The following is a 20,929-nucleotide window of genomic DNA, read 5'->3' on the forward strand; positions in this document are numbered from 1 at the left end:
GCTTGGGTCCGTAAGGACCAAGCCGCCACGCGAAGGGGCGGGGCCCCCTCATCCGCGAAGGCGCGGTGAGGCGGTAACTCCGTCTAAGCCGGCACAGCCACGATCACTTGGGCCGCGCGCAGCACTCGGCCGCCGGAGCGGTAGCCGGAGCGCAGCACTTGGCTGACGGTGTCAACTTCGATGTCCTCGCCCGGCTGCTGGATGAGTGCTTCGTGGATCGTGGGGTCGAATTCGACTCCGGTTTCCGCGATGCGCTCCAGGCCGTACGTCTTCAGCGCGTTCTCCAGCTTGGCGGCGATCGCGGCGAACGGGCCGTCCACGAGGTCGCCGTGCTGGCGGGCGGCGTCGACGTCGTCGAGCACCGGCAGCAGGGCGTTCAGGACGCCGATGACGGCCATTTCCCCTGCGACGGCGCGGTCGCGTTCGACGCGCTTGCGGTAGTTGACGTACTCGGCCTGCAGGCGCAAGAGGTCGTTGCGGAGTTCCGCGGCCTCTGCTTCCGCAGCGGCGCCGGGGGCTACCGACTCTTCAGCCGGAACCTCCATGCCGTTGAGGATTTCCTCAGCCTGGGACAGGGCGTCGCCCTCGGCAGCGGCGTTGGATTCAGCTGCCGATCCTTGGGTGTGGCGGGCGGCCCCGGTCTCCGGGTCAACCTTGCGGTTGTCCCGAATGACCGGCTTGTGCTGCTCGTTGCCCTCGTTGTTGGAAGGTGAGTGCTCTGCGTCGTTGCCGTGGTGAGGCATGCTTACTTCTTTTCGTCTTCGTCGATGATCTCGGCGTCGACGATGTCCTCGTCTGCCTTGGCGCCGGCGTGGGCGCCTTCAGCACCTGCGGCGCTGCTTGCGCCATCCGGGGAACCGGCCTGCGAGTAGATCGCTTCGCCCAGCTTCGACTGCGAGTGCTGCAGCTTCTCGAAAGCAGTCTTCACTGCTGCGTCGTCGGTGCCTTCGAGGGCCTTCTTGAGGGCGTCGACGTCGGCCTTGACCTCGGTCTTGACCTCTTCCGGCAGCTTCTCGTCGTTTTCGGCGATGAGCTTGTCTACGGAGTAGGCGAGCTGCTCGGCAGTGTTGCGGGTGTCGGTAGCTTCGCGGCGGGCCTTGTCCTCGGCTGCGTGTTCCTCGGCTTCACGGACCATGCGGTCGATGTCTTCCTTGGAGAGCGCGGTGCCGCCGGTGATGGTCATCGACTGCTCCTTGCCGGTGCCCTTGTCCTTGGCGGAGACGTGGACGATGCCGTTGGCGTCGATGTCGAAGGTGACCTCGACCTGGGGGACGCCGCGCGGTGCCGGAGCGATGCCGGTCAGTTCGAACGTGCCCAGCGGCTTGTTGTCGCGGGTGAATTCACGCTCGCCCTGGAAGACCTGGATGGCCACGGACGGCTGGTTGTCGTCCGCGGTGGTGAAGGTCTCGGAACGCTTGGTGGGGATGGCCGTGTTGCGCTCGATCAGGTGCGTCATGACGCCGCCCTTGGTTTCGATACCGAGGGAGAGCGGGGTGACGTCGATCAGGAGGACGTCCTTGCGCTCGCCCTTCAGCACACCGGCCTGGAGGGCTGCGCCAACGGCAACAACTTCGTCCGGGTTGACGCCCTTGTTGGGCTCCTTGCCACCGGCGAGTTCCTTGACGAGGTCGTAGACGGCAGGCATACGGGTGGAACCGCCCACGAGCACGATGTGGTCGATTTCGGAGAGCTTGATGCCGGTCTCGGCGATGACGTCGTGGAACGGCTTCTTGGTGCGCTCGAGCAGGTCCTTGGTGAGGTCCTGGAACTTGGCGCGGGTCAGCTGCTCGTCCAGGTGGACCGGGCCGTCGGGGGTGACGGACAGGTACTGGAGGGACACGTTGGTGCTGGTGGAGGAAGAGAGTTCCTTCTTGGCCTGCTCCGAAGCCTCGCGCAGACGCTGGAGGGCGATCTTGTCCTTGGAAAGGTCGATGCCCTTGATCTTGAGCTGGTTCAGCAGGTAGTCAACAACGCGCTGGTCCCAGTCGTCGCCGCCGAGGCGGTTGTCACCGGCCGTGGCGCGGACCTGGATGGTGGAGAAGCCGTCTTCGTCCTTGCCGACTTCCAGCAGGGAGACGTCGAACGTTCCGCCGCCGAGGTCGAAGACCAGGATGAGTTCGTCTTCCTTGCCCTTGTCCAGGCCGTAGGCAAGTGCAGCGGCGGTGGGCTCGTTGACAATGCGGAGGACGTTCATGCCGGCGATTTCGCCGGCTTCCTTGGTGGCCTGGCGCTCGGCGTCGTTGAAGTAGGCCGGGACGGTGATGACAGCGTCGGTGACCTTTTCGCCGAGGTAGCTCTCGGCGTCGTTCTTCAGCTTCATGAGGATACGCGCGGAGATTTCCTGCGGCGTGTACTTCTTGTCGTCAATGGCGACGGACCAATCGGTGCCCATGTGGCGCTTCACGGAAGCGATGGTGCGGTCGATGTTGTTGACGGCCTGGCGCTTGGCGATTTCGCCAACCAGGACTTCGCCGGACTTGGAGAATGCAACGACCGACGGCGTGGTGCGGCCACCCTCGGCGTTGGCAATGACGGTGGGCTCGCCACCTTCGAGAACAGAGACGACGGAGTTAGTGGTTCCGAGGTCGATACCTACAGCGCGTGACATATGTTGCTTCCTTTCAATGAAACCGGGTTGAGCGTTCTGCACTCAACTGTACTCAGGCCTCATTCAATGTCAATCCAAAGTTGAGTCGAGTACGCTCAACCCTGCTCACCGGAAGCCAAATGACCGCGGAAACTCGGGGATTCACGCGCGATTTCGCCGTGGGAGAACGCGTGCAGCGTCAGGCGGCATCGGCTTGTACACCCACGCCACCAGCACCACGGAGATGATCATCAGGAGGAACCACGAGACAAGCTTGTCCGGGGACACCAAGTGCCAGCCGTCCAGTTGGCTCGGATACAACCAGGCGTGCGACCAGGTGGCGATGTTCTCGGCAATCCAGATAAAGAGCGCCACCAGCAGGAACGAGACGACCAGCGGCATCCGGAATCGACGCCGGAACACCCGGAAGTGCATGACGCACCGGCCAAAGATCACGACGACGGCGGCCAGCAGGACCCAGCGCCCATCAACGATGAAGTGGTGCGAAAAGAAGTTCACATAGATGGCCGCAGCCAGGACCGCAGTGATCCAACGCCGCGGATACCGGGCGAAGCGCAGATCGAAAACCCGGTAAACGCGCACCATGTACGAGCCGACCGCTGCGTACATGAAGCCACTGAAGAGCGGAACGGCGCCGACCCGGAGGACACCTTCGGCTTCATAGGACCACGAGCCGACGTCGGTCTTGAACAGCTCCATGGCCGTTCCCACCAAGTGGAAGAGCACGATCACCCTGAGCTCGCGCAAGGTTTCCAGCCTCGTGGCCACCATGAGGATTTGGATCACGACGGCGGCGATCGTCAGGAAATCGTTCCGCGCGAGGCCGGCGTTGGCCGGATACCAGAGGTGAGCTGCGAAAATGACGGCAAGGAGCGAGGCGCCGAAGACGCACGCCCACGCCTGTTTGAGGCCGAAGACCGTGAACTCAGTGAGCCTGGATCGCAGTCCTTGGGCCGGGGCACTTCCCAGGAAGCGGCTCGCGCTCCCGTCGATAAGTTCCTCTACCGCGGTGAGCTCACGCATGGGCGCCTATTTGCCAGGGCCCGGCTCGCCCGGTCCGAGCCGGCCAAGATAGTAGTTTTTCGGCCAATGCCTGATTTTTTCCGGCAGCCTGGGATAAGCCGCCGCCAAGAGCCGGATGGCGCCATCGAAGCTGCGTTGATGGCGGGCCTTCCACGGAAGTCCGAATCCCGCGCGAAGATGCTCCGGCAGCAAGCCCGCAGTCACCAGCCGGACCAACGGCATGCTCAAGCGCATCAAGAACGGCCCGCTCACGGGGTGCAGGAGCTCGTGTGCCACCCTCAAAGCGGCTGCATCCGGGTCGAGGTTCCGTATGGATTCGTCCCAATAGCGCGCGAAGGCCGGGCGGTCGGCAGGCCAGAGTTCGGCGGGCAGCTGCAACGCTGTCCCGATCCGCGCGTACTCGCGGTAGATACGATCGGCCGTGTCGTCGTCGAGGGCTCCATGGACCTTTTCGTAAACGGTGACGGCGGTGTCGTAGAGGGTCGCAACCACCCAGAGCTGGGATTGCGCGTCGAAGGCGTTGTACCCCGCGGTGGAATCGTCCGCGGCCCGGCGAACCGGAGCGTGGGCACGATTCACGGCCCGGCGCACGGCGGCCAGTTGCTCTTCCGTGCCATAGACCACGGCGTAGACGTACGTCATGGTGGCACGCAGCCGGTCCAGCGGCCGTTCGGCGAAATTGCTGTGCTCGGCGACGCCGTGACCGACCGCGGGATTGGCAATCTGCATCAGGATGGCGCGGCCTGCCCCGGCGAGCAAGACGCCCTCCGCACCGATGTCAGCAAGTCCACGGGCCATGCAGTTACTGTACCTTCGCGACTACAGCCCCACGACCCCCCGCAGCACCTCGAGCTGGTGCTCAAACAGCTCGTCGCGCGCGGCAAAGGTGTCGGCGCCGTATTGGCCGAACACCTCGAAGCTGACCGCCCCAAAGACCGACGTCCACACCAGCACGCCCCTCGCCAACGCAGGTTCTGGAACGGCCACGCCCAGTTCGGCCCGGATAGCCGCGAGGTCCGCGGCAAGGGCGGGAGGAACGACGACGGCGGGCGCCACTTCGGCGGCCAAGGCGCCTGCGCGGTAGGCGGCGTCGAAGATCCCCACCATCCGGTAGATCACCCGCGTTCCGGGTTCCGTGGTGCGCTCTGCGGGCGCTTGGTATCCGGGAACCGGACTGCCGAACAGGAGGGCATACCGTGCCGGCTCGCGCAGTGCCCACTGGCGAACGGCCCGCCCGAGCGCCAGGAACCTGCCGCGGTAGTCGTCCTCCGGGAGGGCGTCGACGGCGGTGTCCACTTCGTCGCCCAACTCACCGTAAGCGTCAATCAGCAGGAGGGTCAGGAGTTCGTCGCGGCTCTCCACATAGCGGTACACGGCAGAGGACACCACGCCGAGATCGCGTGCGACCGCCCTCAGGGACAATCCCGCAGCGCCGTGCAAGGCAAGGTGCCGGCGACCCAGCCGGATGATGTCCGCCCCGGTCTGGGCCCGGGCCCGCTCGCGGGGCGTCGAGTGCTTGGCCGCTGCGGCGGAAGGGAGGTCCATGCATCCAGCATGCCACAAAGGAGAGCACTGACAACAAATGTGAGCAGTGCTCTTGACAGGCAATTCGAATGGGTCCATCCTGAATTCAGAGAGCACTGCTCTCTAATAGAGCTTCACCCGAGAAATGGATCCCCAACCGGAGAGTGAGCAACACCATGTACGTCGTCACAGGAGCAGGCCCCGTCGGATGGACCATTGCCGAGCAACTCGCGGACCGCGGAGAACAGGTGCGCGTCCTGACCCGCTCAGGCAGCGGCCCGGACCACCCGCTGGTCGAAAAGCTCCGGGTGGACGTCTCGGATCCGGGCAAGTTGGCGCAAGCCTTCGACGGCGCCACGGCCGTCTTCCACTGCATCCACGGTTCTGCCTACCGGGCCAAAGCCTGGGCGGCCGAGCTTCCTGGAGCAGAGCAAGTGGTGATGGACGCCGCAGGGGCAGCGGGCGCCGTCGTCGTCTTCCCTGAGAGCCTCTACTCCTACAGCGAGCCGGACAAGACCATCACCGAAAGCAGCCCGCGCGAGGCGACCGGCGGGAAGCGCGGGATCCGCTCTGCCCTGCTGAAGGCCCGCCAAGCCCACCCGGCGAATACCGTCAGCGTGGTGGCGGGCGATTTCTTCGGGCCGCGGGCCCGCATGGCGCATGCCGGCGAGCGCATGGTGCCCCTGGTCCTCAAGGGCAAGACGGTCCAGGTTCTCGGAAGCGCCGGGCAGCCGCACTCTTTCACGTACGTCCCGGATCTTGCCGCAGCCATGATCGCCGCCGCTCAACGGCCCGAACTCTGGAACTCGGTACTGCACGCCCCCACGGGTCCGGCAATGACGATGCGGGAAATCGCCGGAAACTTCGCACGCTCGGCTGGCGTTCCCGAAGCGAAGCTGAGTGTGGTTCCGGGCTGGCTGCTCCGGACCCTGGGCCTGTTTTCCACCGACATGCGGGAGCTGGCCGAAATGCTGTACCAGTTCGAGCGGCCGTTCGTCATGGACTCCACAGCAAGCCAGGCCAAGCTCGGTCTGGAACCGACGCCGCTTGCGGACGCGATGGCGACGACCGTGGCCTGGTGGCGGGATCAGAAAGCCGTGGCTGCCCACTGACCCGCTTTCGACGCCGGATCGCGGGCCAAGCGGCCCGGCCACCAAATCCGCCCGCCAATGTCGTAAGCCAGGGCAGGCACCAACAGCGAGCGCACGATCGTGGTGTCGAGCAGCACCCCGAACGCCACGATAAAGGAGATCTGCGCAAGGAAGAGGATCGGAATAACCCCAAGCGCGGCAAAGGTTGCGGCAAGAACGACGCCGGCCGAGGTAATCACCCCGCCGGTGGCGCCGAGCCCCTTCAAGATACCGGCCCGGGTTCCGTTGAGCGTCGACTCTTCCCGGACGCGGGTCATGAGGAAGATGTTGTAGTCAACGCCGAGGGCCACGAGGAAGACAAAACCGAAGAGCGGAACCGAGGCATCCGCTCCAGGGGATCCAAACACGTGGTTGAACACCCAAGCCGAGACGCCCAACGCGGCCGCATAGGACAGCACCACAGTCCCGATCAGCAATAGCGGCGCCAGGACGGAGCGCAGCAGTGCCATGAGCACCAACAGGATGACGGCCAAAACGATCGGGATGATGCGCCACAAATCAGATTGCGCGCTCGCGTTGGTGTCCGCGGCTGTGGCTGTGGTTCCTCCCACCAGGGTTCCTGGGGCCTTTTCATGGAGCTTCTGCCGGAGCGTGGCGATGGTCTGTTCGGCCTTCGCCGAGTCGGCTTCCGAAGACAAGGTGGCATTGATCAACACCCGGCCGTCCCGCACCAAGGGGGCTGGGTCCGTCGCAGCTTTCGCGAGCGGGCGGACGCCGGAATCCGGTTGGGCCGAAACCACCGATGCATCCGAGATGCCTTCCTGGGCCTTGACTTCCGCAAGTACCGCGACTGCCGCCTTTTCGTCGGCCACAACCACCACCGGGCTTCCTGCACCGGCGGGATAGTGCCGGCCCAGTGCCGATTGGCCGTCCACTGCCTCGGATTTGCTCAGGATGAGTGCCGACTGCGGAACTCCGCTGGCTTGGAGCTGGAGCAGGCCTAGCGCGCAGACCACCAAAACGGCGGCTGCGCCCAGCCAAACGGCCCTGGGCCGCTTGGCGATGATTCCAGCCAGAAGCCTCCAGACCCGTGGAATGTCGGAGTTTGCCGAGCCTGCGACCCCGGCGACTCCGGCGCTCGGTCCGGCGCCCGCGGCCGGGTCCGTCCTCGGCGCACGCGGCCAAAATGCGGACTTGCCGAGCAAGCCGAGGGCCGCAGGAAGCAGCGTCAGGCTGGCCGCCATTGAAAAGACGATTCCGATTGCGCCGATGGGCCCCAATCCGCGGTTTGAATTCAGTTCCGAGAAGAGCAGGCAAAGCAACGCCAAGGCGACCGTTGTCCCGGATGCCAGGATGGCGCCGAAACTCCCCTTGTATGCGCGTCCCACAGCCGACCATTTGTTCGACGCCTGACCCAGGGCCTCACGGTAACGGGCCACAAAGAGGAGGGCATAGTCGGTGGCTGAGCCGACTACCAGGATGGACAGGATCCCCTGGCTTTGTCCCGTCAATTGGATCGCGCCCGCCTTCGCCAAGGCAAAGACCACCAGGATGGAGCCGCAAAGCGCGAAGACAGCGGTAAGCAACACCGCAAAGGGCAGCACCACGGATCGGTAGACGGCCAGCAGGATGACCAAAACGGCCCCCAGCGCAGCGAAGAGCAATATCCCGTCGATCCCGCCAAAGGCGTTGACCAAGTCGGCAAGGAAGCCCGCCGGTCCCGTCACGTAGGTGGTTGTTCCAGCGGGAAGCCCTGCCCCCACTGCATACCCCGCAGCCTTCTCGCGAAGCGCTTGGATGCTCCCCTTGACCCCGTTTCCTTCTTCCACCGGGACGATGAACTGCGCAGCTTTGCCGTCCGTGGACGGAATCGGCCCGACCGTCGACGTCGAATGGCTGACCCCGACGGCGGCGGACAGTTGGGTGCCGAGGGGCGCCAATCCGGCCAGTTGAGCGGGTGAAAGTTTCTCAGGAGACTCGATCAGCACCACTGCGGGAACGCTGCCGCTGGAAGTGAACTTGCTTTGCCATTCGCGGGCTTCGGTGGATTCGGCGCTCGCTGGCAGGAAGGATGCTTGGTCGTTGCTGGATACCTCGCTGAGCTTCCCAAAGGTCGGGCCGCCGATTCCGCCGATCGCCATCCACGCCACCAGCGATAGCACTGCCCCCGCCAACCACCACCGCGAACTGCTGCGTCGCCCGGTTCCAATCCGTTTGTCCATCATGCCCGCACCCTCCGTAATTACTTCCATGACAAAATATATCTATTATGGAGATAATTGGTCAATGACATCTCGGTGGGATAATTTGAGGCTGAAGGAGGCCTCATGGATGACAATCAGCACGTCCGGTCCGCAGCCGTACTCCTTGGGCTACTCCAGCAGTTCACGCTCGAGACGGAGCGGTATGTGGAGGCCGTCAGCAACCGCCACCACCTCCATCGGACGGACCTGAATGCCTTGGCAGCCATGGTGGCTGCCGCACGGGAGGGCAAGACAATGACTCCCGGAGCGCTCAGGGCGGCACTCAACCTGAGTTCGCCGGCTACAACAGCCCTTGTGGACAGGCTCGACCGGGCAGGCCACTTGGCACGACGCCGCAGCGAGAAGGACCGCCGTCAGGTACATCTGGAGATGACCGATTCCGCGCGTGCCACCGGCAGCGAATTGTTTTCTCCCCTGGCGAGCGCCATCGCCCCGGTCATCGACGCGCTTTCGCCGGACGAACTCCACATAGTGATGGCTTTCATGCAAGGCGTCATCGAAGCCACCATGACTGCCCGGAACGATGTCACGCCAAACAGCTAGCCATCGAATGGAGTTATGCCTGAACCCCGGTGACTCGTGGACCGGTGCGGGAGTAACGTAGAGCACAACGGCTAGCTGGACCACTTTGTGGACTGGAGTGTCACCGTGGGTGTTGTGCGATCATCCCTGACCGAGCTCCTCGGGATACTTTCCGACGCCGTCTCGCCCGTGCGCGTGCGCTTCGATGACGGTTCCGAACCACCCATAGGCCAATCCCCCGATGCCCCCGTGACGGTGCACGCCGTCGCCATGAACAGGGTGGGCCGTTCCAGGCGTGAGGGGCCGCTGCTGGACCTTGAGCTCAAAGTGGCCGTGGAATGCCATGGTCCCATGCAACTGGACAACATGGAGAAGCTCCTCGTTGCCATCGAACAAAACACCCAATACTCAGTGGTCTCCAGCGGCGAGTTCCAGCCCGACGAATACGACGCCGGCATCCGCCAAGGCCTCGGCTTCCTGGTCCGCGTCCCCATTGGCATAAGCCTCGACGAGCCATCCGAGCAGCCGGCCGCTGAACCCCGGCTTGCCGCCACCACGGTGGCCCGGCTCATACACGGCAGGTTGGTCGACATCCACAACAAGGGCATCCCTGAGGCTTATATCCGCCCGCATTCCTCCGCAGCCGCCGTCGTGAGCGATCCCACCGGCCATTTCGAAGTCCTGGCCTCGGCGGACGATCTCCAGCACTTTGTCGTGGCGGTCCGCGGCACTGAACGCGAAGTCTCAGCCAACACGAGCAGCCTGCCGGTCATCATCCGATGGGAGTGAGTGCCCGGACGTGAAATGATCAACCATGCGTCCGATGCAGCACTCCAGCAAACTACAAAACGTCCGTTATGAACTCCGTGGGCCCATCCTCCAAGCGGCCAAGACCATGGAGGCCGAAGGGCACCGAATCCTCAAGATGAATCTTGGGGACACCGCGCCGTTTGGACTGGAAGCTCCGGAGTCCGTGGTGGTGGACATGATCCACCATCTCCGCGGAGCCCAGGGGTACAGCGACTCCAAGGGCATCTTCACGGCGCGGACTGCGATTTCGCAGTACTACCAGACCAAGAACCTGATGAATATCGGCGTCGAGGACATCTTCATCGGCAACGGCGTCAGCGAACTGATCTCCATGACGCTGCAGGCCTTCCTGGAAAACGGCGACGAGGTCCTCATCCCCGCGCCGGACTATCCGCTGTGGACGGCAACCGTGACCCTCACGGGCGGCACACCGGTGCACTATCTCTGCGACGAGGGCCAGAACTGGTGGCCGGACATGTCCGACGTCGAGGCCAAGATCACCAAGCGCACCAAGGCAATCGTCATCATCAACCCGAACAACCCGACAGGCGCGGTATACCCCCGCCACATCCTGGAACAGTTCACGGCGCTTGCACGCAAGCACGATCTTGTCCTCTTCTCGGACGAGATCTACGAGAAGATCCGCTACGAGGACGCGCAGCACATCCACATGGCATCCGTGGCGGACGACATCTGCGTCCTGACCTTCAGCGGCCTTTCCAAGGCTTACCGCATGCCCGGCTACCGGGCCGGTTGGGTCGCGGTGACCGGCCCGCATGCGGCAACCGCCGAATATCGTGAGGCGCTCGAGCTTCTGGCGTCCCTCCGGTTGTGCTCCAACGTCCCGGCGCAGCACGCCATCCAGACCTGCCTGGGCGGTTACCAGAGCATCGAGGAGCTCATCAGGCCAGGTGGCCGGCTCCGCGAACAACGGGATCTGGCTTTGAAGCTCCTGACTGCGATCCCCGGAGTGACTTGCGTTCCGGCGGCCGGAGCAATGTACTTATTCCCGCGGCTGGACCCTGACGTCTATCCGATCGAGAGCGACGAGAAGTTCGTCCTCGACTTGCTGCAGGACCAGAAAATCCTTGTCTCCCACGGCTCGGCTTTCAACTGGCCAACCCCGGACCACTTCCGCTTCGTGATCCTGCCCTCTGTCCGGGAGATCGAGGAGGCCGTGCGCAGGATCGCCACGTTCCTGGCGGCGTATCGGAACCGACCCCAGGAGTAAGGCCACGCCGAGTTCCGCCCGCTTTCCACTCCATCGGGGTAGCGTTTCCCTATGAACGAGCAGAAGCCTGAAGACGTCTACACACACGGCCATCACGAGTCCGTCGTACGCGCCCATGCCTCCCGCACAGCCGAGAACTCTGCCGCGTTTGTCATCCCGCATCTCACCGCCGGGACATCAGTGCTCGACGTCGGATGCGGGCCTGGGAGCATCACCTGCGACTTCGCGGAACTGGTGGCTCCGGCGAAGGTCGTCGGGCTCGACCGTTCCGCCGAGATCGTGGCGCAGGCTGCCACGCTTGCGGACGAGCGTGGCGTGGAAAACGTGGAGTTCGTGACGGGCAACATCTACGATCTGGACTTCGAGGACGAGACCTTCGACCTCGTCCACGCCCACCAAGTCCTGCAGCACCTGACCGACCCCGTGGCCGCGCTGCGCGAGATGCGGCGTGTGGCCAAGCCCGGCGCGATCGTTGCGGTGCGCGACGCCGACTTCCACGGCATGAGCTGGTACCCGGAGGTCCGCGAGCTCGACGACTGGATGGAGCTCTACCAGAAGATCGCCCGACGGAACGGAGCGGAGCCCGACGCCGGGCGGCGGCTTGTGTCGTGGGCGCAGCAGGCGGGCTTCACCGACGTCGCGCCCTCCAGCAGCAACTGGCTGTACGCCACGGCGCAGCAGCGCCGTTGGCAGTCGCGGGTGTGGAGCGAGCGCGTCCTGCACTCCGCCTTTGCAGAGCAGGCCCTGGAATACGGGCTGGCCAACGAGGCTGACCTGGCCCGGATCGCCGCGGGATGGCACCGTTGGGGCTCCACGGATGATGGATTTTTCCTGATCCCGAACGGGGAAGTGATCGCACGGGCGTAACGGCCCGCGGACAGCCCGCCAAACATTTTCCGGGAATTTCCATCAACCATGTCGAAAACCGTCCGGTAGTTCCGACCCATGAACGAAAGCGCCCACACGGAGCGCCCTGATAAGGAGTTCGAGATGAAATACATGATCATGATGTTTGGTTCGGCCGAGGGCATGATGGAGACCGCGGATCCCGAATGGATCAGGGAAATGATCGGGTTCATGATCCAGATCGACAAAGATCTCACCGATTCCGGCGAGATGGTATTCAACGCCGGACTGGCCGACCCCGGCACCGCCAAGCTGGTCAAGCAGACGGACGCCGGGATCATCACCACCGATGGGCCCTTCGCCGAGGCCAAGGAATCCCTCATCGGCTACTGGGTAGTGGATGTCGCCAGCGAGGAACGGGCCGTGGAAATCTGCTCCAGCATCGTGAAGTACGCGCCGGTTGTGGAGTTGCGCCGCGTCCAGGACGCGCCGCCGGAGGTCTAGCGCTTGGCCGAACCTTCCCGGGAATCCACGTTCGAGGACCTGTTGCGCACGCTGGCGCCGCAGGTCCTTGGCGTGCTCGTCCGCAGGCACGGCCAATTTGCCGAGTGCGAGGATGCCGTCCAGGAAGCCCTGCTCGAGGCAGCATTGCAATGGCCGGCCTCCGGTGTCCCGGACAACCCGAGATCGTGGCTGCTCACGGTCGCCACGCGGCGTTTGGTTGACTACTGGCGCAGCGAAAGTGCCCGGCAGGCTCGAGAACAACGCGCGGCGGCCCTGGAACCGCCGCCTGGCGAGGACCCCTCCTCGAGCAGTGACTCGGAAGGGTTTGCGGAAGACGCCCTCACCCTCCTGTTCCTGTGCTGCCACCCCGCCCTCTCGGCACCCTCGCAACTGGCACTGACCTTGCGGGCAGTCGGAGGGCTCACGACGGCGGAAATCGCCAGCGCGTTCTTCGTCCCGGAGGCCACTATGGGCCAGAGGATCAGCCGGGCCAAGCAGAGCATCAAGAAGGCCGGAGCCCATTTCGAGCTCCCGGAAACGGGCGAGCGACAGGCGCGGCTCGGCGTCGTACTCCATGTCCTATACCTGATCTTCAACGAGGGCTACGCGGCCAGTTCAGGCCCGTCCATGCAGCGCGAAGACCTCACTGCCGAGGCCATCCGCCTTGCCCGGCTCCTTCGGGGGCTGCTTCCGAGCGAGCTCGAAGTGGGCGGGTTGCTGGCCCTCATGCTGCTCACCGACGCACGACGACGGGCGAGGTCCCTCCCGGACGGGATGTTGGTGCCGCTCGCGGAACAGGATCGCCGGCTGTGGGACACGACCCAGATCGCCGAGGGCCTTGAACTCTTGTCAACAGTGCTCGGGGTCGGCCGTCCGGGCCCCTACCAGCTGCAGGCCGCCATCGCCGCAGTCCATGCCGAGGCATGCTCCGCGGACCAGACCGACTGGCCACAGATCCTGGCGTTGTACACGGTCCTCGAAGCCATGGCCCCGAGTCCGGTTGTGGCGCTCAACCGGGCAGTTGCCGTGGCCATGGTTGAAGGGCCGCGGGCGGCCCTTCAACTGTTGGATGGGCTTGGGGCCGGGCTGGGAGACTGGCACAGGCTCGACGCCGTTCGCGGGCACTTGCTCGAAATGGCCGGCGAGCTTGCGGGCGCCCGGGAGTGCTTTCTTGCCGCGGCGAAGAAGACGGAGAGCCTGCAGGAGCGGCAGTATCTCCTGGTGAAGGCGGCCAAACTGGGGCAGTTGTCCACATAGGCAAAGTGGTCTCTGTTTGTGGGCCGCGGCCGCGAATAGCCTCAACACATGATCATTCAAGCAGGCTTTGACCTCCAGATTCTTGCCCGTCCGCTCATAGTCCAAGATGAAAAACTCTACCCAAGACTCGTCGTGATTGGCCTCGACGCCGAGATGCAGCTGGAAAGCATCCGGGTTGTCACGGAGTCCTTTGAAGGCAGCTTGAATCCATTCCGGGACGCCATCCTGGAAGACCTGGATATCGAGGGCTCGACGTATTTTGCGATCGCGCACGCCGGAATTTGGGCCGAGGACGACTACTTCAATGAACAGCCAATCCTCGCGGAGGCGAAGCACTTGTCAGAGGCAGCGGCACGGCAAGGGCTTCACATGATCGGCCATTTTGGGCTCGACGAAAACGGGTACATGTCCAACGGCCCGCACTCCTACTTCGACCAATATGTACTTGGCGACGATCTCCCGGAAACGATGCTTCACTGGGTGCATTCGAGGTTTGGCAAGTGTGCCTGAGCGCCGTCGGCTGTGGCCCAGAAGCATCCACCGTGCCACTGAGCCTTACGTCGGATGGGTTGACCAACTAAACTTGGTCAATATGGCACAGTACAACGTTCAGGAGGCAAAGACCCGCCTTTCTGAGCTCCTCAACATGGTTGAACGGGGCGAGGAAGTGGTTATCGCCAAGGCCGGCAAGCCCGTCGCACGGCTCGTGAAGATTGAGCGGCCCACCAAGCGCCGCCTTGGATTCGTCAAGGGACAACTTCCCGACAATTTCCTAGAGCCCATGGATGAGGAGGAACTTACGCTGTGGGAAGCACCCCTTATCTCCTCGATACGCATGCCCTGATTTGGGCCCTGACGGAACCCAGGAAGCTCTCATCCAAGGCGAGACGCGCAATCCAGTCATTCGACAACCGCCTCGTGGCATCATCCGCCAGCGCTTACGAGATCGGCTACAAGCACAAGCTGGGTAAGCTCCCCGGCTTGGACGGACTGCTTCTAGGTTATGCGCGGCATGTCGCCGAGCTGTGCAACGAGGAGCTGTCCATTCGGAGTGTCCATGCGCTAGCGGCCGCGCACCTCGATTGGGAGCATCGGGACCCGTTCGACAGGCTGATCGCTGCGCAAGCCATCGTGGAATCGATGGTGGTTATCACGGCCGATCAGGAATTCCATAGCTTCCCGTTGGTGGAGACGCTCTGGTGACCGCTCGTCCGTGTAGGCTCATCAGCTCGTCCGTGTAGCGCGCCCTGCGGGCATAAGCTGGATTGGTGCAAATTTCGCTTTGGCTGGCCCTGGTAGGCGCCGGCACCCTGATCAGTTTCACTCCCGGCGCGGGCGCCATCTCCACCATGAGCAATTCGCTCAACTCCGGATTCCGCCGCTCCATCTGGGGAGTGCTGGGCCAACAGACGGCACTAATCATGCACATCCTGATCGTTGCGCTCGGGGTAGGTGTTCTGGTCTCCAGCTCACCGGTGGTCTTCAACGTGATCCGCTACACGGGGGCGGCATATCTCGTGTACATGGGCATCCGACAATTCCTGCACCGGCCGGACCTGGACAAGGAAAAAGTCGAGGCCCGGCGGAACGAGCCGGCCTGGTCCATGTTCCAGCGAGGCGTTTGGGTCAACTTGCTCAACCCCAAGGCGATCGTTTTCTTCCTGGCCTTCATGCCGCAATTCATCCGTCCCGAGCAGCCGCTGATTCCGCAGTATCTGATCCTCAGCACCACGATCGTTTTCATCGACATCTGCGTCATGTGGTTCTTCTTCGCCTTGGCGGCCCGTTCATTTCAACGGTTCACGCACAACGAGCACGGCCAAAAAGTCCTCAACCGCACGTTTGGAGTGCTTTTCATGTCCGTGGGTGTGCTGCTCGCCGCCATCCACTAGAAACTAATCGATTGCTCCCCGCCGGCTCCCAGCCTTCGCAAGCTCAGGCCGGGGCCCTCGCCGGCGTGGGCCCAAACTGTCGTATTGAACCTTCAGCACGACAGTTGCGGAGCAATCGATTTTAAGATCGGGCAGGCCGCCAGCCGGCCTGGACCAGCGCGCCTCGGACCTTGGCTATCGCAGCTTTCGCATCGTTCACCATGTGGCGCTTTGAGATCCGGACCTCCGTCCAACCCAGCGCCTCATACCGTTCCGAACGGCTGATGTCCCGCACCACTTGTGATCGCCAGGCGGAGCAATGACTCCTGCGGCGAATCCGAGCCTATCCGGATCAGTTGGATGGCTAATTTTGCTTTGCGCAGCCCTCTCTTTCCCTTATGGCGATCGATCACTCGCTGAAGATCCCCAAGAGTGCGCAGCGGCGTGTCCCGCCCTTCGAATTCAACCCGCGGTATCCGCACACAGCTGTCCCCGATGACGTGCGGCCGGTTGAGGTGGGCAGCACCCTCGGGGCGGATCACATGGAACATTTGCGCTGGCTCCTTCTGGCGACGTCGCGGCAGGTCAAGGAGTTCCGCCGCTGTGAGGTGGGATGCGGCGCACCGCTCATTGACCTCGACGAAAGGGCGCACGCGGATGCACAAGGGGAGCTCCGCCGTCGGGCTTTCCGAACGAATCCCCCTGCCAAGTCTCTTCAGAGAGCCGTGCCGAAGACGCCCAGGGCTGACGCCCTCGTGGAGCCGCGCACCACCAGCGAGCTCTCGAGGGTCAGTTGCGGCTGCTCCAACTCGCGGCCTTCCATCAGCCCCCGAAGTTGTTCGCCGGCCTTGAGTCCCAGTGGAGTGGCCGGCAAGTGCACACTGGTCAGGCTCGGGTTGCTCGTGGCCGAATACGGCAGGTCGTCGAAGCCGGCAACCGCCAGTTCCTCCGGAATCCGGACCCCGGCCACGCGGGCTTCCTGAAGCACGCCGTACGCGTGGGTGTCCGTTCCGCAGACGACGGCGGTGACCCCGGCTCGCTGCCAGTCCGGCCAGGCGGCAGCGAAGGCAGCCGCGGCAGCGCCGACGTCGATGGTGGTGCTGATGATGTGCGCGCCGGCAACGGAAATGCCGCAGGAATGTGCCTCATCCAAGAACGCCGCCCGGCGCACTTCGAACGTCGCGGTGCCGGTCACGCTGTCCACGTAGGCAACTCGCTTGTGCCCGGAGGCCGCAAGATGCGCGGCCAATTCACGGGCGCCGTGGGCAACATCGAGGTTCACGGATGGAGCGTAGGCCTCAAGGCCAGGCGCATCGAGAAGGACCAGCGGCCCGGCGACGGAAAGGTCTTCCAGGAAGGCCGCGTTGGGCGCATCCACCAGCAGCCCGGCAGGGCGAAGGGCCAGGAGCTTGCGGACGTCCTCCGCACGGGGGAACTCACCGGCGTCGGTGACGGAAAGCAGCAGCTGGTACTCGGAGCCGAGCGATTCCCGGACGCCGGCAATGACCTTGGCGAAAAAGGGGTTTGAAATGTCCGGCGCCACAAGGATCACAATCGAGCTCACGCCCTTGGCCAAGGAACTGCCGATGCCATCCACCACGTAGCCTAGCTCGGCGATGGCCTGGCGGACCCGCGAAATGTTGTCCTCGGAGACCCTGCCCTGCGTTTTGCCGTTGGCAACCAGGGAGACGGTGGCAGTCGAGACCCCTGCCAGGGAGGCCACCATCGCCGCGGTGACGCGCTGCGTACGGCCTAAGGCCCGATGCACTGGTTCCGCGGATTCCATACAACGATCGTAGCCGGGAATCGGCACCTTCCCACGCCGCAAGGCATCAAGCGCTTGACGCAATCAGCGTTAAGCGTTTGACGTGACCGGCAAGCCAGTGCCAGAATTCCTCTGAATGCTTTAGCGCCCTGCCTCGGCAGGCCCCAATGACGTGGAGATGAACATGGATCCCAACACCATGACCCGTGAACGCAAGAAGATCATCCTGGATTGCGATCCCGGGCATGACGACGCCGTTGCCCTGCTGCTGGCCCATGGCAACCCGGACATCCAACTGCTCGCCGTCACCACGGTGGTCGGCAACCAGACCCTCGAGAAGGTCACCCGCAACGCCCTGTCCGTGGGCACCATCGCAGGCATCACGGGCGTTCCCTTTGCCGCCGGCTGCGACCGTCCGCTGGTCCGCTCCATCGAAACCGCACCGGACATCCACGGCGAAACCGGCATGGACGGCCCGGAACAGCCCGAGTCCACCATCGAGCTGGACCCGCGCCACGCCGTCGACCTCATCATCGAGACGATCATGGCGCACGAGCCGGGCACCGTGACCCTGGTCCCCACGGCGGGACTCACCAACATCGCCATGGCCGCCCGCAAGGAGCCGCGCATCGTTGAACGCGTCAAGGAAGTCGTCCTCATGGGCGGCGGCTACCACGTAGGCAACTGGAGCGCCGTGGCGGAATTCAACATCATCATCGACCCCGAGGCCGCGCACATCGTCTTCAACGAAAAATGGCCCGTAGTGATGGTCGGTTTGGACCTCACGCACCAGGCCCTGGCCACCCCGGAAGTGGTCGAGAAAATCGCCGCTGTGGGCACCAAGCCCGCCAAGTTCGTCATGGAACTGATGGAGTTCTTCACCAAGACCTACAAGGACGCCCAGGGCTTTGACTATCCCCCGGTGCACGATCCCTGCGCCGTGGCCTACGTCATCGACCCCACCGTGATGACCACCCGCAAGGTACCCGTTGACATCGAACTGCAGGGCAAGCTCACCCTTGGCATGACCGTGGCCGATTTCCGCGCCCCCGCACCGGCCGACTGCAACACCTCCGTCGCGGTCGACCTCGACCACGAGAAGTTCTGGAACCTCGTCACCGACGCGATCGTCCGCATCGGCGATCCCGCAACCGGCGCTGCCGCCACCACCGCCGCCACGCCCGCCGCCGCCGGCATCGCAGGAGAGGCCAAGTAAATGACCACCCTCATCAACGAAACCAAGACCAACCGCGGCAACGTCACCGCCCTCATGGTTGCCCTGCTGGCGGCCTGCGTGGCGTTCCAGCTCAACGCATCGATGCTCAGTCCGGCCCTGGTCACCATGGGCAACGAGCTCCACACGGACCAGGCGGTCATCGGCCTCTCCCAAACCTGGTTCTTCACGGCCGCGGCCCTGTTCTCGCTCTTCCTGCCGCGCCTGAGCGACATCGTCGGCCGTAAGAAGATCCTCCTCGGCATGATGCTGCTCATGGCCGTCGGCTCGGTCATCGCGGCCATGGCGCCCGACGTTACCTGGCTCTTCGTGGGCCGCATCATCCAGGGCGTCAGCGGTCCCACCGTGCCGCTGTGCCTCATCATGCTGCGCTCCGCGGTCAACAACCCGCGCAAGTACGGAGCCCTCATGGGCCTCATCACAGCGGTCAATGGCGGCGTCGCCGGCGTCGACTCCTTCGTGGGCGGCTACTTCGCCGAGCACTTCGGATTCCGGAGCATCTTCTGGCTCATGGTTGGCCTTGCCATCGTGGCCACGGCGTTGATCGCCATCCTTGCAGGGGAAAGCAAGCCCGCCGCCGGTACCGGAATGGACTGGCTTGGCGTGTTCTTCATTGTCATCGCTGTGGGCGCACTCCTGACAGCCCTGAACGAGGGATCCAAGCTGGTCGGCGCTTTCTCTTCCGGAACGCTCATGCTGGCCATCGGGCTGATCGTGGTCGCCGCAGCCGCGTTCGCCGCCTTCTGGACAGTCGAGAAGCGCTCCAAGAAGCCCATGGTGGAAACGATCCACCTTCGCCAGCGTTCCACCTGGGCACCACTGCTGACCACAACGCTCGCCATGACCGGTATCTTCGCAGTCATCAACGGCATCGTCCCTGCCTACGTCCAGGCTGCGGCCCCGGGATTCGGGGTCGGCCCCACCGAGATGTCGCTCATGATCCTCACGCCGTACGCCCTCCTCGGCTGGGTGTTCGGACCGATCAGCGGCCGGCTCGCTCCCGTGCTCGGCTACACCAAAGTCCTGCGCATCGGAATGCTGGGAAGCATCGTGGCCCTTGCAGTCATCGCGTTCCTCGGACTCAGCAGCCTGCCCCTCATGATCGCGGGAACGGCCTTGCTCGGCATCATGTACGCCGGTACGGTCAACATCATGCTCAACGGACTCGGAGTTGTCCTCTCCCCCGCCGGCAACCCCGGCTTCCTGCCCGGCATGAACGCCGGAGCCTTCAACCTCGGCGCCGGCCTGAGCTTCCTCGTGTTGCCGGCCGTCCTTGTGGCCACCTCGGCGCTCGGCGACGCCAAGGCCTCGTACTTGACGGTCGTTGTCGTCGGCCTGGCCATCACGGTTGCCGCCTTCGCGGCGTCGCTGCTCATCCCCAAGCCGCTCGAAGCCGAGGTTGAAAAGTGAACCGCAGGATCGTGGTCGTCGGGTCCTTGAACGCGGACCTGACCATCTATTGCGAGCGGCTCCCGCTCCCGGGCGAAACCGTCCACGGCAACGGCTTCGCGGTCAATCCCGGCGGTAAGAGCGCCAACCAGGCCGTCGCGGCGAGCAAGCTGGGCGGCACGGTGACCCTGATCGGCGCTGTTGGAAACGACTCCAACGGCGACATGCTGCTCACCTCCACGGAAGGGGCCGGCGTGGACGTTTCCCGCGTCCGCCGTTCCGCGGATGTGGCCACCGGCGTCGCGGTCATCGCGGTGGACACGAACGGTGAGAACAACATCATCATTTCGGCCGGCGCCAACGGAACGCTCGCCCCGGCGGACGTGCCGGCGGACGCCTTCGACGACGCCGCGGTGCTCTGCCTCTGTCTGGAGGTCAGCCTTGAGACCGTGGAGGCTGCCGCCAAAACAGCGCACGACGCCGGCGCAACAGTCCTGTTGAACCTCTCGCCGTTCGCCGAGATCCCGCAGAGCCTGGCCGCCTTGAGCGATGTCCTGCTGGTCAACGCCCACGAAGCCTCGATGTTCCTGGGCGACGCCGAGATGCCCCATCCCGGCGCACACGCAAGCGCCTGGGAGCCGGTCCGGAGCCAGTTCGCGGAGCGGGGGCTGGAGCGGGTGCTCGTTACCCTTGGCTCGCATGGCTCCGTGGTGTTGGATTCACTCGCCGCGTCCGGGGAACAGATCTCCCGCATCGCACCCACCAAGGTCAGTGCCGTGGATACGACCGGTGCAGGGGACGCCTTCACCGGCGCCGTGGCTGCCCGCCTCGCCGCAGGTGTCACCTTGGCGGAAGCCGCGGCGTTCGCATCGGTTGCCGCAGCGCTCGCCACTACCAAGAAGGGCACCCAGGCCGCCTACCCCGGCGCCGAGGAAGTCCTGGAGCACTTGCGGATTTCGTGACTCATTACGCCTCCACCAGCGACTTTAC

Annotated in this window: 22 protein-coding genes; 14 read left to right on the forward strand and 8 right to left on the reverse strand. The window is 64.2% G+C overall.

The window, feature by feature from the left end; all coding sequences use genetic code 11:
- Window positions 1–83: 83 nt before the first annotated feature.
- The 5 genes from AC3WJU_RS17325 to AC3WJU_RS17345 all read right to left on the reverse strand — a co-directional run bounded on the left by AC3WJU_RS17325 (window position 84) and on the right by AC3WJU_RS17345 (window position 5,176).
- Window positions 84–743 carry a nucleotide exchange factor GrpE gene (locus tag AC3WJU_RS17325; protein ID WP_306963090.1) on the reverse strand — a complete coding sequence of 220 codons (660 nt, stop codon included), beginning with the start codon at window positions 741–743 and terminating at the stop codon, window positions 84–86.
- A gap of 2 nt (window positions 744–745) precedes the next feature.
- Window positions 746–2,608, reverse strand: coding sequence for a molecular chaperone DnaK (gene dnaK / locus AC3WJU_RS17330; RefSeq protein ID WP_306963091.1), 1,863 nt, complete (start codon window positions 2,606–2,608; stop codon window positions 746–748).
- 141 nt (window positions 2,609–2,749) lie between these two features.
- The gene (locus AC3WJU_RS17335; protein WP_492260449.1) at window positions 2,750–3,631 is read right to left on the reverse strand and encodes a DUF817 domain-containing protein; all 882 of its coding nucleotides are present in this window, start codon (window positions 3,629–3,631) and stop codon (window positions 2,750–2,752) included.
- 6 nt (window positions 3,632–3,637) lie between these two features.
- Window positions 3,638–4,429 carry an oxygenase MpaB family protein gene (locus tag AC3WJU_RS17340; RefSeq protein WP_492260450.1) on the reverse strand — a complete coding sequence of 264 codons (792 nt, stop codon included), beginning with the start codon at window positions 4,427–4,429 and terminating at the stop codon, window positions 3,638–3,640.
- Window positions 4,430–4,450: 21 nt separating this feature from the next.
- Window positions 4,451–5,176, reverse strand: a complete 726-nt coding sequence (locus tag AC3WJU_RS17345) for a TetR/AcrR family transcriptional regulator (RefSeq protein WP_492260451.1) — start codon at window positions 5,174–5,176, stop codon at window positions 4,451–4,453.
- Window positions 5,177–5,331: 155 nt separating this feature from the next.
- On the opposite strand from AC3WJU_RS17345, the gene AC3WJU_RS17350 reads away from it, so the two are divergent.
- Complete coding sequence (locus AC3WJU_RS17350; RefSeq protein WP_492260463.1) at window positions 5,332–6,267, forward strand: NAD-dependent epimerase/dehydratase family protein; 936 nt, start codon at window positions 5,332–5,334, stop codon at window positions 6,265–6,267.
- On the opposite strand, the gene AC3WJU_RS17355 is transcribed toward AC3WJU_RS17350, so the two are convergent.
- The gene (locus AC3WJU_RS17355) at window positions 6,243–8,468 is read right to left on the reverse strand and encodes an MMPL family transporter (protein WP_492260464.1); all 2,226 of its coding nucleotides are present in this window, start codon (window positions 8,466–8,468) and stop codon (window positions 6,243–6,245) included. The two genes, AC3WJU_RS17350 and AC3WJU_RS17355, sit on opposite strands and share 25 nt — an antisense overlap.
- Before the next feature lie 105 nt (window positions 8,469–8,573).
- Between AC3WJU_RS17355 and AC3WJU_RS17360 the strand changes: the two genes are divergently transcribed.
- From AC3WJU_RS17360 to AC3WJU_RS17405, 10 genes are all read left to right on the forward strand, one after another.
- Window positions 8,574–9,053, forward strand: coding sequence for a MarR family winged helix-turn-helix transcriptional regulator (locus tag AC3WJU_RS17360; RefSeq protein WP_306963099.1), 480 nt, complete (start codon window positions 8,574–8,576; stop codon window positions 9,051–9,053).
- A gap of 114 nt (window positions 9,054–9,167) precedes the next feature.
- Window positions 9,168–9,821, forward strand: coding sequence for a hypothetical protein (locus tag AC3WJU_RS17365; RefSeq protein ID WP_307054919.1), 654 nt, complete (start codon window positions 9,168–9,170; stop codon window positions 9,819–9,821).
- Between the two features lie 25 nt (window positions 9,822–9,846).
- Window positions 9,847–11,073 (forward strand): pyridoxal phosphate-dependent aminotransferase, encoded by a 1,227-nt coding sequence (locus AC3WJU_RS17370; protein ID WP_441432948.1) that lies wholly within the window; start codon window positions 9,847–9,849, stop codon window positions 11,071–11,073.
- Window positions 11,074–11,124: 51 nt separating this feature from the next.
- Window positions 11,125–11,940, forward strand: coding sequence for a methyltransferase domain-containing protein (locus AC3WJU_RS17375; RefSeq protein WP_306963105.1), 816 nt, complete (start codon window positions 11,125–11,127; stop codon window positions 11,938–11,940).
- A gap of 123 nt (window positions 11,941–12,063) precedes the next feature.
- On the forward strand, window positions 12,064–12,423 hold the full coding sequence (locus tag AC3WJU_RS17380) for a YciI family protein (protein ID WP_492260452.1): 360 nt from the start codon (window positions 12,064–12,066) through the stop codon (window positions 12,421–12,423).
- A 3-nt stretch (window positions 12,424–12,426) separates the two neighbouring features.
- Window positions 12,427–13,680, forward strand: coding sequence for an RNA polymerase sigma factor (locus tag AC3WJU_RS17385; protein ID WP_492260453.1), 1,254 nt, complete (start codon window positions 12,427–12,429; stop codon window positions 13,678–13,680).
- Between the two features lie 48 nt (window positions 13,681–13,728).
- Window positions 13,729–14,190 carry a hypothetical protein gene (locus tag AC3WJU_RS17390; RefSeq protein WP_059389869.1) on the forward strand — a complete coding sequence of 154 codons (462 nt, stop codon included), beginning with the start codon at window positions 13,729–13,731 and terminating at the stop codon, window positions 14,188–14,190.
- An 82-nt stretch (window positions 14,191–14,272) separates the two neighbouring features.
- Entirely contained in the window at window positions 14,273–14,524 is a 252-nt protein-coding gene (locus AC3WJU_RS17395; RefSeq protein ID WP_059389870.1) for a type II toxin-antitoxin system Phd/YefM family antitoxin, read from the forward strand.
- Complete coding sequence (locus tag AC3WJU_RS17400; protein WP_059389868.1) at window positions 14,485–14,883, forward strand: type II toxin-antitoxin system VapC family toxin; 399 nt, start codon at window positions 14,485–14,487, stop codon at window positions 14,881–14,883. Before AC3WJU_RS17395 ends, AC3WJU_RS17400 begins: the two co-directional genes overlap by 40 nt.
- A 65-nt stretch (window positions 14,884–14,948) precedes the next feature.
- Window positions 14,949–15,572, forward strand: a complete 624-nt coding sequence (locus AC3WJU_RS17405) for a LysE family transporter (RefSeq protein ID WP_492260454.1) — start codon at window positions 14,949–14,951, stop codon at window positions 15,570–15,572.
- A gap of 242 nt (window positions 15,573–15,814) precedes the next feature.
- Here AC3WJU_RS17405 and AC3WJU_RS17410 read toward each other — a convergent pair whose 3' ends face one another.
- Both AC3WJU_RS17410 and AC3WJU_RS17415 read right to left on the reverse strand, forming a co-directional pair.
- Window positions 15,815–16,102, reverse strand: a complete 288-nt coding sequence (locus AC3WJU_RS17410; protein ID WP_492260455.1) for a hypothetical protein — start codon at window positions 16,100–16,102, stop codon at window positions 15,815–15,817.
- A gap of 164 nt (window positions 16,103–16,266) precedes the next feature.
- Entirely contained in the window at window positions 16,267–17,277 is a 1,011-nt protein-coding gene (locus AC3WJU_RS17415; protein ID WP_307054940.1) for a LacI family DNA-binding transcriptional regulator, read from the reverse strand.
- A gap of 223 nt (window positions 17,278–17,500) precedes the next feature.
- Here AC3WJU_RS17415 and uriH point away from each other — a divergent pair, with 223 nt between their 5' ends.
- The 3 genes from uriH to AC3WJU_RS17430 are packed head-to-tail and all read left to right on the forward strand — an operon-like array spanning window position 17,501 to window position 20,901.
- Window positions 17,501–18,532: a uridine-preferring nucleoside hydrolase UriH gene (gene uriH / locus AC3WJU_RS17420; RefSeq protein WP_492260456.1), complete on the forward strand. Its 1,032-nt coding sequence runs from the start codon at window positions 17,501–17,503 to the stop codon at window positions 18,530–18,532.
- A complete protein-coding gene (gene uriT / locus AC3WJU_RS17425; RefSeq protein WP_492260457.1) occupies window positions 18,533–19,960 on the forward strand; it encodes a uridine transporter UriT in 1,428 nt (475 codons plus the stop codon).
- Window positions 19,957–20,901, forward strand: coding sequence for a ribokinase (locus tag AC3WJU_RS17430; protein WP_284991260.1), 945 nt, complete (start codon window positions 19,957–19,959; stop codon window positions 20,899–20,901). The genes uriT and AC3WJU_RS17430 overlap by 4 nt, the downstream gene beginning before the upstream one ends.
- Window positions 20,902–20,929 lie beyond the last annotated feature (28 nt).

Source organism: Arthrobacter sp. FW306-1B-F12A (assembly GCF_058781865.1).